Origin of the sequence: Helicobacter sp. 11S02629-2, from assembly GCF_002272875.1 — a bacterium.
In the GTDB taxonomy this organism is placed as follows: Bacteria; Campylobacterota; Campylobacteria; order Campylobacterales; family Helicobacteraceae; genus Helicobacter_I.
The window spans coordinates 34992-47922 of record NZ_MLAN01000007.1; the positions used below are offsets into that span (position 1 = coordinate 34992).

The window sequence follows — 12931 nt, forward strand, 5'->3', positions numbered from 1 at the left end:
TATGATTATTAATAACTCTATGTCTTATTGTAGTAGAAAACAAGGGGAATACAGATTATAAAAAAGTAAAGATTTATTGATATATAAAAAGATAAGCCCCTATCACACAGCATCTAGCAATGATGCCAACTACTTAGCATAATGCTAAAAATAGTAGTTACTAGAATATATTTTTACAAAAAGAAACCATAACTACACAAATGGTAATTAAAGTAAAATATAGATTTTTTATAATCTAAAGTAGAAGTTATCCCAAAAGGTGATAGCCTCTTAGGTATGTAACTCCTTTTATAAACTCTTTTAAAGCCTTGTTGAATAGCCTCTTTTAAAGTAAGCAGCCACTGCTAAAACTATCATTACTAAAGCTGCTATCCACACAGCACTTGGCACTGGCACACTCTCACCTGCTGCATAGCTATGCATACCAGTTAGATAAAAATTCACACCAAAGTAAGTCATGATAACACAAGCATAAGCAAACATAGAAGCTACAGCAAACCAGTACTGTGAGTTAACTCTTGGGATAAATCTCATATGTATAACACAGGCATAAACTAAGATAGTAACTAACGACCAAGTCTCTTTACTATCCCAGCCCCAGTACCTTCCCCAGCTCTCATTTGCCCAGATACCTCCTAAAAAGTTACCTACAGTTAAAAGGCATAACCCTAAGATTAAACTCATCTCATTAATCCTAGTAGCTTCTATAATATTTCTTGAAACTTCAGTATTTTTAAGCTCGCTTTTTGCCTTTGGCTTTTGTAAGATAAAAAGTATAAGTGTAAAAAAGCCTAGTAGTGACCCAAGTCCTAAAAAGCCATAACTTGCAGTGATAACTGATACGTGTATAGTTAGCCAGTAGGAGTTAAGCACTGGTTGCAAAGGAGTAATTTGCGGGTCTATGTGACTAAGGTTAGCTACAAAAAGCGTAATGCCTGCAAGTATTGAAGTTAAAGATAATGATATAGCTGAAGTCCTTGAAAAGACTACCCCACTAAGTGAAAGTGCCCATGCTATATAGACTAAGGATTCATAAGCATTAGACCAAGGGGCATGCTCTGAAACATACCAGCGAAGTATCAGCCCTAAAGTATGGACAACAAAGGCTAGTATGTTAATAGTGTAGATGACTTTAAAGGCTAGATTCATATTTAACTTTGGGTTCATCATACGTAAAAAGACAAAGATTAAAAGCAAAAAGCCTGCGATTAGATAAATAGGCATAAGTCTTTCAAAAACCTTAGCTTGGTTAAAAAACACTTCATAATTTAGCTTAGTTAAAGACGGCAAAACTGCGTGCCCTACAGTGCCTTGATAGCTTTTTAGTGCGCTTAGTGCGTTATTAGCCTTACTCCAGTCTCCGCTTTTTTCTGCGTTTATAACGCTTGCAAAGTAGTTATTAACCAAAGCTCTAGCGTTTTTGCCCTCACTCCCACTAAGATCCATCATAGCTTCATTAGGAGATATCCACTTGTTATTTAAGTCATTTTCTTTTGGTAAGACTTTAAAAAGCTCGCCTATTAAGGCAAGATTAAAGACATTAAACCTCTCATCTACTTTTATTACATCTTTATCAAACTTACTTCTATTACCCGGTGGCTTTCTATTAACCTCTTCTGCAACCTTGCCAAGCTTATAATAGATTCCTTTATTAGGATCTAGTCCATAAAAGTTATCAAAACTAGCATAGTTTGCTTTTGGATTGATGCCTAAAAGCTTTTTTAGCTCCTTATCGCTTACTTTGATGAAGGGCACACTTTTCCAAGATTCTGGATTTATCATAATTGATAGCATTACTAAAGATGCACTTTGCCCCTTATAAGTATCACTTCTATGCACCTTTTGAAGCACATCTCTTGCTAAAGTATCAAAAGGCTCCATCCGTCCATCATAGCCTTGTACGACTAGGGTTTCAAGATGTTTGACATGAGTTTTATCTATGATTGGTAGAGTACTAGCTTGTAAGCTTGGGGTAAAAAAACTAGCTAGGCTTACTACTAAAAGCAAGGCTAGAATCTTGCCTGTTTTTGCTAGCTTAATCGTTTGTGCTTTACTAGCGTCATCTTTACTTACAACACTGCTTTTTTCTAGCTTATCTCTTTTAGCACTTTTATCTATCATCTTTGAAAGCTTTAAAAAGCGAGAGTTTGGATTAAAGAGGTTTAAAAGCATGCCTAAGGTTAGTAAAAAGTAGCCAATGTAAGTAGGCCACTTGCCCGGGTCTTTGTTTACTGAAAGTATAGTGCCTCCTTCATCTGGGTCATATGAGCTTTGAAAAAAGCGATAACCATCATAATCTAGTACATTGTTCATAAAGATTTTATGTTCTAACTCTTTAACTCCATCTTTTACTATCACATCACTGCTATAGCCTGATGGCGAGTTTGACCCCGGATATCTGTCAATCTTAAAGTCTTTTAGATAAAGGCTAAAAGGAAGTGTTATAGTTTTTGTCCCCCAAGCTAGCATGAAGTCCTTACCACCTACCTTAAAAGTCCTTGGAAAATCACCAAAAAAAGTAAAGACTTCTTTAGTCTCACCGTTATAGCTTAAAGTAGCCTTTAAAGCATTAGTCCCTATCTCACTTGATGGGACTTGCAAGACTTTCCTAATTCCTTTTGCTAGCAAGGTCTTAGCAACGAAGTTAACACCATCTATAGTGTAGAGGTCTTTAGTATCTAGTGGGAGATTTATGTCTTTTTCTAGCTTTACCTTTCCTTGATTGATATCAGTCATGTTTATATAGTCTATGTCTTGATTGGTCTTGATATAAAATCTTCCATCTTTTAGTGAGACTTCTATGTATTTTTTTTGCTTTGGCTTAGTATTAAAAGTAAGGTCTATATCGCCAATTTCTAGTATCTCTCCATCCTTTAGACTTATTAGCCTTTTATTATTATCATCGGAGAATAAAAGCTCTACTACTGGCCTTCCATCCTTGCTTTCAACCCACCTTAATACGCCATTACTCACAAGTCCCTTGTATGAAAGCTGTGCTTTTTTATCATCAAGTGGGAGGGTAAGGGTAAATCTATTACCACTGCCATTTGGATTTATATACTTACTTAGACTTTTTTCTATCTCTTTACCACTACTATCTTTACTAGTAAGCTGTATAGAGACTTCTCTAGTAGAGACTTCATTGCTTTTTGCATTTTCTCTAATGTGCATAGTGCCTTCAAAGCCTGCATATCTGGTGATTAAGGCACCTAAAAAGATAAAGATAAAACTTATGTGAAATAAAAAAGCTGGTAACTTTTTGTACTGATAAAGTTTATATCTATAGATGTTATAGGCTAGGTTTATAACTATTAAAAGTTGCACAAAGCCAAACCAGTTAGTCCCATAGACTATAGCCCAAGCTGCCTCACTCCCAGCTATGCTTTCTATGATAGTAGCTACCCCACTAGCAAAGGCAAAGATAAGCATCAAAATCAAAGCAAAGCCCATGCTAAAAAAATATAAAAACGCCTTCTGCATCAATCTCCCTTATAAAGCATCTTTGCCATAAAAACAACTTAGAAAGATTTCTTTTGTTGTTTTTAGTAACTTGTAATGCAATATTGATTTGTTTATTTTAGCAGTTAATTTGATGTTAACATTTTTTTGCACGGTAGTTTTTGCTTTGGTCTTTTTTGAAGGGAGCACTAGGAGATAGAATCTAGTTTTTTAGACCTAGTCATTAAAATTAGATTCTGTAATTTTAAAGAATTTAAAAAATATATGATCGCCATGCTTTTATAAATTAAAACAGTGCTAAATAAGTCGTATATACAAACCTAGTTCATATATACGTTACACTTTTTCCAAAGTAGGCTAATTAAGCATCATTGTTTCTAGCTTTTACTTTTGCATTTCTAAAGCTGCTATAGAATGAAAGTACAAATTCGTAATTAAGGAAAAAACATGCGTACTTATCAGATGTATATAGATGGCGCTTTTGTTTCAAGCAAGACTGACAAAACTATAGAAGTTATAAATCCAGCCACTAAAAAAGTTATCTCTCACATCCCTGCAGCAAGCAACGCTGAAGTAGAAGAAGCCATAGCTTCTAGTAAAAAAGCTCAAAAAGCTTGGGAAGCCTTGCCTGCAGTTGAAAGAGGAAACTACCTAAGAAAGATAGCAGCTGAGATAAGGGCTAATGCAAAAATGCTTGCAGAAACCATAACAGAAGAGCAAGGTAAAATCATCTCTCTTGCTACAGTTGAAGTAAACTTTACAGCTGACTACCTAGACTACATGGCTGAGTGGGCTAGACGCTATGAAGGTGAGATAGTCCAAAGTGATAGGCCTAATGAAAATATATTTATCTTTAAGCAAGCTATAGGAGTTACTAGTGGAATCCTTCCTTGGAACTTTCCTTTCTTCCTTATCGTTAGAAAGCTTGCCCCTGCGTTAATCACAGGTAACACTATAGTTATAAAAGCTAGCAGTGAAACTCCAAATAATGCCTTTGAGTTTGCAAAGCTTGCCCATAAAGTCGGTCTCCCAAAAGGTGTTTTTAACCTAGTTAGCGGAAGTGGTGGCACTGTAGGAAACACACTAGCAGGACACAAAGATATAGGAATGGTTAGCTTTACAGGAAGCGTAGATACTGGTGTTAAAATCATGGAAGCTGCTAGTAAAAACATAATAAAAGTTAACCTTGAACTAGGCGGTAAAGCTCCAGCTATAGTTTGCAAAGATGCTAATCTTGATGCCGCAGTTAACTTTATCAAAAACTCTAGAGTTATAAACACAGGTCAGGTTTGTAACTGTGCTGAGAGAGTTTATGTACAAAAAGATGTAGTAGAAAGCTTTACTAAAAAGATGGTAGAGGCTATGAAACATGTAACTTATGGGAATCCTATGGATACAAAAGTTGACATGGGTCCTTTGATAGATGAAAAAGCTGTGCATAACATAGATGGCATGGTAGAAAGGGCTAGAAAAAGTGGTGCTAAAGTGTTAACTGGAGGTCATATAGGAAGCAATAAAGATGGCTTTTACTATGAGCCAACTGTAGTAACTGATCTAAATCAAAAAAGTGAGCTTATACAAGAAGAGATCTTTGGCCCAGTGCTTCCTATAGTTACTTTTGATACTTTAGATGAAGCTATAGAGATGGCAAATGATAGTGACTATGGTCTAACTTCAAGTATCTATACTCAAAATCTTGATATCGCCATGAGGGCGTGTCGTGAGATAAAGTTTGGTGAAACTTATATCAATCGCGAGAACTTTGAAGCTATGCAAGGATTCCACGCTGGTTTTAGAAAAAGCGGTATAGGTGGGGCTGATGGTAAACATGGACTTGAAGAGTACCTTGCAACTCACGTAGTCTACTTGCAATATGATTTAAAGAAAAACTTTTAGTTTTTAAAATAGTCTTATAGTTGTAAGCATTTAGTTCAAAGTAGGCATAGAAAGACCCTTTCTTTGATTACGCCAAAAAAAGACTTTCTTTTAAGAAAGTCTAGTTGCTTTTAAGTAGCTCTACTTGCTTCAAGGATACTTCATTTTTTTGGTACCTAAGGGGAGTTAATAGGGGTTAAGCCCCCTTTTTTTTAAGAAACTGCAGGCTTAAATTATTATGCTTTAAACAAACTCATTTAAAACCTCTAGCACTAAGTCTTTTGGCACATCATTATGAACTTTTAAGCCAGCATCATCAAGTAGAACAAAGTGAAGCTTAGAATCTATGCTTTTTTTGTCCAAGAAAAAGCTTTCATAAAAGGCATTTACATCTTTTATCTTATAGGTTGTAGGAAGAGAGAAGATATTAATCATAGATTCTATAAAGTCAGCCTTACGTGCCTCTAAGATGCCAAGCTTTAAAGAAAGCCTATTGGCCATTATCATCCCAACTGCCACTGCCTCACCATGAAGTAAGCTTTTATAGTTAGTCTCTAACTCTATGGCATGGGCAAAGGTATGACCGTAGTTTAAAAGGGCACGTTTATTAAGCTTTTCTGTTTCATCTTCTAGCACGATACGTGCTTTTAACTCTATAGCGTAGGCTATAAAGCTATCAAGTTCATTAACACTAAAGTTTTCTAAAGCACTAAAGTCAAAGCCTGCAAACATCTTTAACATCTCAGCAATCCCAGCGTTAAACTCCCTTTTTGGCAAAGTCTGCAAGAACACTAAGTCTACATAGACAGCACGCGGTTGATGAAAAAGCCCTACTAGATTCTTCCCATAGGCGTTATTTATCCCGCACTTTCCACCCACACTTGCATCACACATCGCTAAAAGTGTAGTTGGGATACTTATAAAGTCTATCCCTCTTTGATAGATTCCACTAGCAAAGCCAACCATATCAGTTATGACCCCTCCACCTAGGGCTATCATTAGCGAGTTTCTATGAAGCTTAGCTTTAAAAGCAGCATCTAAGATAGATTCTACACTTTGCATATTTTTAGTCTCTTCGCCATCTTCAAGCACACAAGTTGCTATGTCAAAACTTTTTTCTCTAAAACTATCTTTTATAAGATTTACTAAGTTAGTAAGATAAAAGCTAGCTATAACTTTTGAAGTGACTATCAAAACGCTTGTGTTGATGCTAAGCTCATTTAGCGGGCCGACATAAACTGTGTATGGGTTAGCATTTAAGTCTAGTTTTATCTCTGTCATAGGGCTTCCTTTAGGGGCTACTTTAAGCTTAAAAGTATAACTAATTACTACCTTATAAGTCCTCAACTATGGGTATAAAAATCTGTGGGTTGTTATCAAGCAAGAAAGATAAAGCTTCTATATTTGTCTTAAAAAAGGCAAAGGCTTTAGTTTTAGTGATAGCCTTAGTAAAGGGCATAAACTGGAAGACTGGGACTTTTAAAGTCTTTAGGTGGAAAAGGGGATTTTTAGAAGTGACTTTTAGATACCTTATCTTTTTATTATAGATTCTAGCGACGTTTTGATAGCCCTCTTCCACGCTTGGCTCAAAGTGACCATCTGGCTCATAGTCATAAATCTTAATCTTTAAATCAAGCTGCTTGCTTACATCAAATATAACTGATGAGAGATTATTGCCCTCTTTTATAGTGCCATTAATGATAACTAGGCTTTCTTTTACCTCTTTCATAGAGTGGCTTCCTAGCTTTAAAACTGGGCTTAAGCAAGCATGTAGTGCTTTTCTATTACCCCTTTTAGAAAAGATCTCTTTGCTAACTATGATAAGGCCTATCTTTTTACTCTTATTAGATTCTATAAGCTTTTTAAAGCCCATGCCACTATGTTCTATATTAACCTTAACATCATGGCTATCAAAGGCTTTTATCTCTTTTAAAAACTTAAAATCACAAGTGTTAAAGACATTGATATAAAGTCTAAAAGACTTTAGTTTGTTGTGCACAAAAAGGGCTTCTTCTATGGCGTAAAGTATGCTTTCTTTGCTTTGTGTAAGCATGTCTATATAGAGGTAGACATCATGTCCAAATGGTAGTGGAAACTGTCCGATATCAGATTTGATATGATTAAAAATGCTAGTTAAAACCTTGGGTTCACCAACTACTAATAACACATCCCCAGCTTTTATCATAAAAGAATCTTGTGCTAGCAAGAACTTCCCTGCCCTATAGATTCCAACTATCTTCCAGTCTTTTTGCTCTATAGACCCTATCTGTCTGTAAGTATAGATGCTGCCAGTTGGCACTCCTATTTCCATTATCTCACCTTGTTCTAATCCAAAACCTCTAGGAACACTAGGTGCATTAGGAAGTCTAGCTAGTAGCTTAGAAGCTAGGGCATTTGTCTCTTCTATGATGATTAAGTTAGTGTCTTTGCTATAGTCACAAAGCTTTGCGTACTTGAAGTTAGAAACTATCCTTGCGTTTTTATACCTTTCACGCATATAGTTATAAACTATCTTTTTTTCTTCTAAGTCATCTAATAGTAAAAATATATCACTTATGCTAGACCCAAGAATCTGATCTAACCTAAAAGTGCTAGTATAGTCGCACTCATAAAAGCTAAAAGTACTAGGGAGATTAGTATCTTCTTGCAAAGGCGTTTTAGAAAGCACAACGTAGTTATTACTACTATAGTGCTTATTTATCACTTGTGAAAGAAACTCTCTTCCTATATCTCCGTCTATGACTATTAGTACACTTTTCAATCTTCCCCCTCTTTCAAACTTACATGGTTTAATAAAATATTTTAAGGCAACTTAGCTTAAAATTAAAAACTTTTTTCACTTTTAAGAAAGGCACTTAGATGAAATGCGACCACTGCAAACTAGACTTTCCAGAAAGCTCACTACATAAAGTAGTTATCAATGGGAAAGAGTGCCATTTTTGCTGTAATGGCTGTGAGTTTGTTTATAACCTACTTCAAGATAACAACTTAGAATCTTTTTATGACAAGCTTGGTGAAAAGACCTTAAAACCTGTAAATAGAGATGATGCTAAAGATAGTGTTTATGACTCTCCTAGCTTTTTAAAACGCTATGTAAAAGAGCTAGACCCTAACCTCTATGAAGTAAGCTTCATCTTAGAAGATATCATGTGTGCAGCTTGTGTCTGGCTTAATGAACAATACTTAAGTGGTCTAAAAGGCATAAACTCAGTTAATATCAACTATACAAATCACAAAGCAAAAGTGACCTATGACCCAAATGTCATAACACTTAAAGAGATAGTCCAAAGTATAAGAAACATAGGCTATAAACCTATCTTTTTTGATAGCACTAATACTCCAAAACTTAAAAATGACTACGCAAGGCTAGTAGTAGCTGTCTTTTGTGCTATGAATGTCATGTGGATAAATGTCGGACAATACATTGGCTTTTTTACGGGCATAGATCAAAATAGCCGTGATATCTTAAACTTTGCTAGCTTTATACTAGGTAGTTTTTGTCTCTTTTTTGGTGGGTCAAAGTTTTATAAAAATGCCTATTATGGCTTAAAGCGTAACATGATAGGCATGGACTTACTAGTTATAACAGGGACTACTATAGTTTATATCTACTCAATCTATGCTTGGCTTTTTCGGCAAGGAGAGACCTACTTTGATAGCATAAGTATGATAATCCTCTTTGTGCTTGGCTCTAAGTTTTTAGAAAGCTTGGCTAGTAAGTCTATGGGGGATTCTCTAGATAAGCTAACTTCTATCTTGCCAAGTCTTGCAAGGAAAGAAGATGGCAGTGAGATATCTCCAGATCTAATAAAAAAAGGTGATATCTTAATGCTTCTTCCCGGAGACATACTCCCAGTAGATGCAGTTTTAAAGTCACCTAATGCAAGTTTTGATACTTCTTTGGTCACAGGAGAAAGTCTACCTATATCCTTAAAAAAAGGAGATGTCCTTCTTTCAGGCTATAACGCACTAGATACTAATATACTCTATGAAGCAACTACAACTTTTCAAGATAGTAGTGCAAGTAGGCTTGCTAAGCTGCTTGAAAGCTCTCAGTTTAAACGTCCACAGATTGCAAACTTTGCTTTGCGTTTTAGCGGTAAGTTCTCAAAGATTGTTCTAACGCTGGCTGCTATTTCATTTTGTGTGTACTTTTTCTTACTAAAAGATGGGTTTAATCATAGCCTTTTAATAGCAGTAAGTGTCATCATCATAGCCTGTCCTTGTGCTCTAGCCCTAGCCACGCCTATAGCTGCAGTAGTTGGGCTTAATCTTGGCTTTAAACATAAGATCCTTTTTACTGAAGCAAGCTTTTTAGAGACACTTGCCAAAGTCACTCACGTAGTTTTTGACAAAACAGGCACTCTTACTAATGGAAGACCAGAAGTCACAAACTCTTACTTTGATGAAAGCCTTAAAGTTAGTAAACACACCTTAAAAGATATACTAAAACACAACACCCACCTAGTATCTCAAACTGTATATGAGTTTTTAGATTCTAAAGTGGAATCTAATTCTTATGAAGAAGGCAAGTTTGATATCAAATACATCGCAGGCAAAGGCTTTTATGCTAGTAATGATAGTCTTAGCTTTGCTTGTGGAAGTGATAGCTTTATGAGCGAGCTTGGCTTAGAGTTAGAAAACAAGACTTCTTCAATCACTTTTAATATGGCACTTAAAACCAAAGAAGGCTATAAACTATGTGCTAGATTTTTCTTGCTTGATACCTTAAAAGATGGTGCAAAAGAACTTATGGACTACCTTAAAGCACAGCATAAAACTTGCATACTTTTAAGTGGTGATAGACTAGAAGTCGCAAAAGATATAGCAGCCAAAGTTGGCATCACTGAAGTTTTTAGCAACCAAACCCCACTCAGTAAAGCAGAGTTTGTAAAAGACCTAGTTAGCAAGGGACATATAGTATCTATGATAGGAGATGGGCTTAATGACGCCCTTGCTTTAAGCTACGCCCACGTTGGTATCTCTATGGGCAGTGGAGCACAAACCTCTATAAAAGAATCTAAAATCATAATCTTAGATGATAGTTTAAAAACTCTTCGCAAGGCCTTTATGATAGCAAAGGCAAGCATAAGCAAGATTAAGCAAAATCTTTTGATGTCCTTGGTTTATAACGTCATAGCTTTGCCAGTGGCAGTACTAGGCTTTGTCATACCGCTTTTTGCGGCTTTGTTTATGAGTATAAGTTCTATAAGCGTAGTTTTAAACTCTTTGCGTCTAAATAGTCTTTTTAAAAAAGAAGAAAGGCTAGAGGCAAAAAGCAAGCAACTTTAAGGGAGTTTGAAAGATAAGTACTAAAACAAGCTTTCTTAAAAACTCCTCTCATATTCCCTTATAACGACTTTACACCTATATCTTTTATCTTTAATGCCCTCTTTGGTAATATGCAAAGTGCTACAGGGGCTTTAAAAGACTTTAGTAGTACTGGTGAAAAAGTAGGGAAGGCAGTAGGAGATGTCTTTTCTAAGCTTTTTAGTTTTATAAGTGGGATTATTAATAAAATAAGTGGCTTTTTTAATGATACTTCTAACTTTATAGCTAGCATAGGGGATAAGTTAGGGCTTAGCACTACTGTTAAGCTTTCTCACAAAGCCCCGCCAAAGGCGGATGAACTTCAAAACTTAGCAGTTAAAAGCACTACTGCTTCTAATACAACTAACTCTAATATAACTAATGCAAATACTATAACTATAGTAACTAGTGCTGACCCTAAAGAAGTAGTAAGGGCAGTAGCTACTTATAGTGACTAAAAAACTAATTTAAGGATAGGTTAAGTATAGTTATTATAACTGGGATGCTTATGACAAACAAACAAAAATATCCTGACCATCTCATAGCTAGCCTTCCAGTCCTTGTACCTACGTCATTAAAGTCTTTCCATTGCAGTGGTGCGTTTTTATCTATTGGCATTTTAAGTTTTTCGTTTTGTATTTTTATGCGTTCACTAATGCTTTTATCAAAATCACTAAAACCCTTTGCTATCTTTTCCCCACCACCGTTTACAAGGAAAATTAAGAGTTTAAGCATCCAGCCAATGAACATTACCCCTATAAAAAATGCCAGAAAAATCATAACTAAGCTCCCTGTACTTAATTGTCTACATAAATAATAATAAAAGTTGATACTTTATACAAGATAATTAATATCATGCTAGCACTATTTTATATCACGCATGAGGCACATTAAATCACTTTTGGCATAATAAGAGACAAGGCTATAAAGGATAAAAGATGACACTTATCACAACAACAGCTTCAAAACAAAACCTTGAAATCATAAAAGAGCTAGTATTAAAACTAGATGCTAATGCTACTTTTGAAAGCTATGATGATGAAAACTACTTAAGTAAAGAAGACCAACAAAACTTAATAGAACTCTATGAAGCCGATGAACGTGGGGAGCTAGAATTCCAACCTATAGAAGAGGTAGAACTTGAGATGAAAGAGTACTTAAAAAGCCTAAAAGCATAATGAAAATTATATTAGATAAACAATTTAAAGCAGAACTAAAGGAAATCTTACTTTTTTACTCTAGCAAAAGCTTGCAAGTTGCAGATAAGTTTAATGATGAGCTATTTGCAAAGATTAAAAGCATAGCTCATATGCCCTATCGTTTTAGAAAGAATCAAACACTTAACAAAGACAACGTAAGAGACTTAATCTATAAAGGCTATGTTATACCTTTTAAGATTAATGACAACTCTATAAAAATCTTATCTATATATAGATACAACCTTCCTAGCTTGCTAGATAACTAGCCCTAAGCCGTGGCAATCTTTTATTTTTATCACTCAAGAAAAACAATATCGCGCACGAGCTATATTAAATCACTTTTGGCATAATGTAAGTTAAAAGTTATAAGGAGCAAGAGATGACACTTATCACAACAACAGCTTCAAAACAAAACCTTGAAGCCATAAAAGAGCTAGTACTAAAATCTGACCCTGATGCTACTTTTGAAAGCTATGATGATGAAAACTACTTAAGCAAAGAAGACCAACAAAACTTAATAGAACTCTATGAAGCCCATAAACGTGGGGAGCTAGAATATATGACAATGGAAGAGTTTGACCAAAGAAGTAAAGAGTTTTTAAAAAGACTATCTTCAAGATGAAAATCATACCAAGTGAGCAGTTTTTAGCACAGTTAAATAGTATCTTAGAGTTTTACTTTGATAAAAGCGAACAAGTTGCAAACAAATTTCGAGACGAACTATCTTTAAAGATTAAAAACATAGCTCATATGCCCTATCGTTTTAGAAAGAATCAAACACTTAACAAAGACAACGTAAGAGACTTAATCTATAAAGGCTATGTTATACCTTTTGAAATTAATGATGATACTATAGTCGTCTTGTCGATATATAGATGTAACCTTCCTAACTTACTAGATAATTAGCTTTTTTCAGGGAAACTGCACTAAACTTGTTTCCCTTTGCAAGTTTGTAATTTTAGGCTACAACCCTATCACATTATACGGTGCGTCCTTATCGCATCCCTTGTCTATCAAGGTTACTAACTCCTTATCAAACAAACTTAAAACATCACTTAAAAAATCTCTATTTTTGTAGGCATAACGCC

General features: G+C 35.2%; 11 protein-coding genes. 7 read left to right on the forward strand and 4 right to left on the reverse strand.

Annotated features, from left to right (window positions below):
• Positions 1 to 300: 300 nt before the first annotated feature.
• Entirely contained in the window at positions 301 to 3480 is a 3180-nt protein-coding gene (gene ccsA, locus BKH40_RS05615) for a cytochrome c biogenesis protein CcsA (protein WP_095277692.1), read from the reverse strand.
• A 426-nt stretch (positions 3481 to 3906) separates the two neighbouring features.
• Between ccsA and aldA the strand changes: the two genes are divergently transcribed.
• The gene (aldA, locus tag BKH40_RS05620; RefSeq protein ID WP_095277694.1) at positions 3907 to 5355 is read left to right on the forward strand and encodes an aldehyde dehydrogenase; all 1449 of its coding nucleotides are present in this window, start codon (positions 3907 to 3909) and stop codon (positions 5353 to 5355) included.
• A 222-nt stretch (positions 5356 to 5577) separates the two neighbouring features.
• Here the strand turns inward: aldA and aroB are convergent, their stop codons facing one another.
• Positions 5578 to 6615: a 3-dehydroquinate synthase gene (gene aroB / locus BKH40_RS05625; protein ID WP_095277696.1), complete on the reverse strand. Its 1038-nt coding sequence runs from the start codon at positions 6613 to 6615 to the stop codon at positions 5578 to 5580.
• A gap of 52 nt (positions 6616 to 6667) precedes the next feature.
• A complete protein-coding gene (locus BKH40_RS05630) occupies positions 6668 to 8095 on the reverse strand; it encodes a TrkA C-terminal domain-containing protein (protein ID WP_095277698.1) in 1428 nt (475 codons plus the stop codon).
• Between the two features lie 98 nt (positions 8096 to 8193).
• Between BKH40_RS05630 and BKH40_RS05635 the strand changes: the two genes are divergently transcribed.
• Positions 8194 to 10626, forward strand: a complete 2433-nt coding sequence (locus BKH40_RS05635; protein WP_095277700.1) for a heavy metal translocating P-type ATPase — start codon at positions 8194 to 8196, stop codon at positions 10624 to 10626.
• A 110-nt stretch (positions 10627 to 10736) separates the two neighbouring features.
• The gene (locus BKH40_RS05640; RefSeq protein ID WP_095277702.1) at positions 10737 to 11102 is read left to right on the forward strand and encodes a hypothetical protein; all 366 of its coding nucleotides are present in this window, start codon (positions 10737 to 10739) and stop codon (positions 11100 to 11102) included.
• Between the two features lie 4 nt (positions 11103 to 11106).
• On the opposite strand, the gene BKH40_RS05645 is transcribed toward BKH40_RS05640, so the two are convergent.
• A complete protein-coding gene (locus BKH40_RS05645) occupies positions 11107 to 11424 on the reverse strand; it encodes a hypothetical protein (protein ID WP_095277704.1) in 318 nt (105 codons plus the stop codon).
• A gap of 158 nt (positions 11425 to 11582) precedes the next feature.
• On the opposite strand from BKH40_RS05645, the gene BKH40_RS05650 reads away from it, so the two are divergent.
• The 4 genes from BKH40_RS05650 to BKH40_RS05665 all read left to right on the forward strand — a co-directional run bounded on the left by BKH40_RS05650 (position 11583) and on the right by BKH40_RS05665 (position 12749).
• A complete protein-coding gene (locus BKH40_RS05650; protein WP_095277706.1) occupies positions 11583 to 11822 on the forward strand; it encodes a hypothetical protein in 240 nt (79 codons plus the stop codon).
• The gene (locus BKH40_RS05655; protein ID WP_095277708.1) at positions 11822 to 12109 is read left to right on the forward strand and encodes a type II toxin-antitoxin system RelE/ParE family toxin; all 288 of its coding nucleotides are present in this window, start codon (positions 11822 to 11824) and stop codon (positions 12107 to 12109) included. Before BKH40_RS05650 ends, BKH40_RS05655 begins: the two co-directional genes overlap by 1 nt.
• Before the next feature lie 113 nt (positions 12110 to 12222).
• Entirely contained in the window at positions 12223 to 12465 is a 243-nt protein-coding gene (locus BKH40_RS05660; RefSeq protein ID WP_095277709.1) for a hypothetical protein, read from the forward strand.
• A complete protein-coding gene (locus BKH40_RS05665; RefSeq protein ID WP_095277711.1) occupies positions 12462 to 12749 on the forward strand; it encodes a type II toxin-antitoxin system RelE/ParE family toxin in 288 nt (95 codons plus the stop codon). The genes BKH40_RS05660 and BKH40_RS05665 overlap by 4 nt, the downstream gene beginning before the upstream one ends.
• Positions 12750 to 12931 lie beyond the last annotated feature (182 nt).

Coding starts and splice junctions, on each gene's coding strand:
- aldA (WP_095277694.1), top strand. CDS start 3,907: ATGCGTACTTATCAGATGTATATAGATGGCGCTTTTGTTTCAAGCAAG.
- BKH40_RS05650 (WP_095277706.1), top strand. CDS start 11,583: ATGACACTTATCACAACAACAGCTTCAAAACAAAACCTTGAAATCATA.
- BKH40_RS05655 (WP_095277708.1), top strand. CDS start 11,822: ATGAAAATTATATTAGATAAACAATTTAAAGCAGAACTAAAGGAAATC.
- BKH40_RS05660 (WP_095277709.1), top strand. CDS start 12,223: ATGACACTTATCACAACAACAGCTTCAAAACAAAACCTTGAAGCCATA.
- BKH40_RS05665 (WP_095277711.1), top strand. CDS start 12,462: ATGAAAATCATACCAAGTGAGCAGTTTTTAGCACAGTTAAATAGTATC.
- BKH40_RS05635 (WP_095277700.1), top strand. CDS start 8,194: ATGAAATGCGACCACTGCAAACTAGACTTTCCAGAAAGCTCACTACAT.
- aroB (WP_095277696.1), bottom strand. CDS start 6,615: ATGACAGAGATAAAACTAGACTTAAATGCTAACCCATACACAGTTTAT.
- ccsA (WP_095277692.1), bottom strand. CDS start 3,480: ATGCAGAAGGCGTTTTTATATTTTTTTAGCATGGGCTTTGCTTTGATT.
- BKH40_RS05645 (WP_095277704.1), bottom strand. CDS start 11,424: ATGATTTTTCTGGCATTTTTTATAGGGGTAATGTTCATTGGCTGGATG.
- BKH40_RS05640 (WP_095277702.1), top strand. CDS start 10,737: ATGCAAAGTGCTACAGGGGCTTTAAAAGACTTTAGTAGTACTGGTGAA.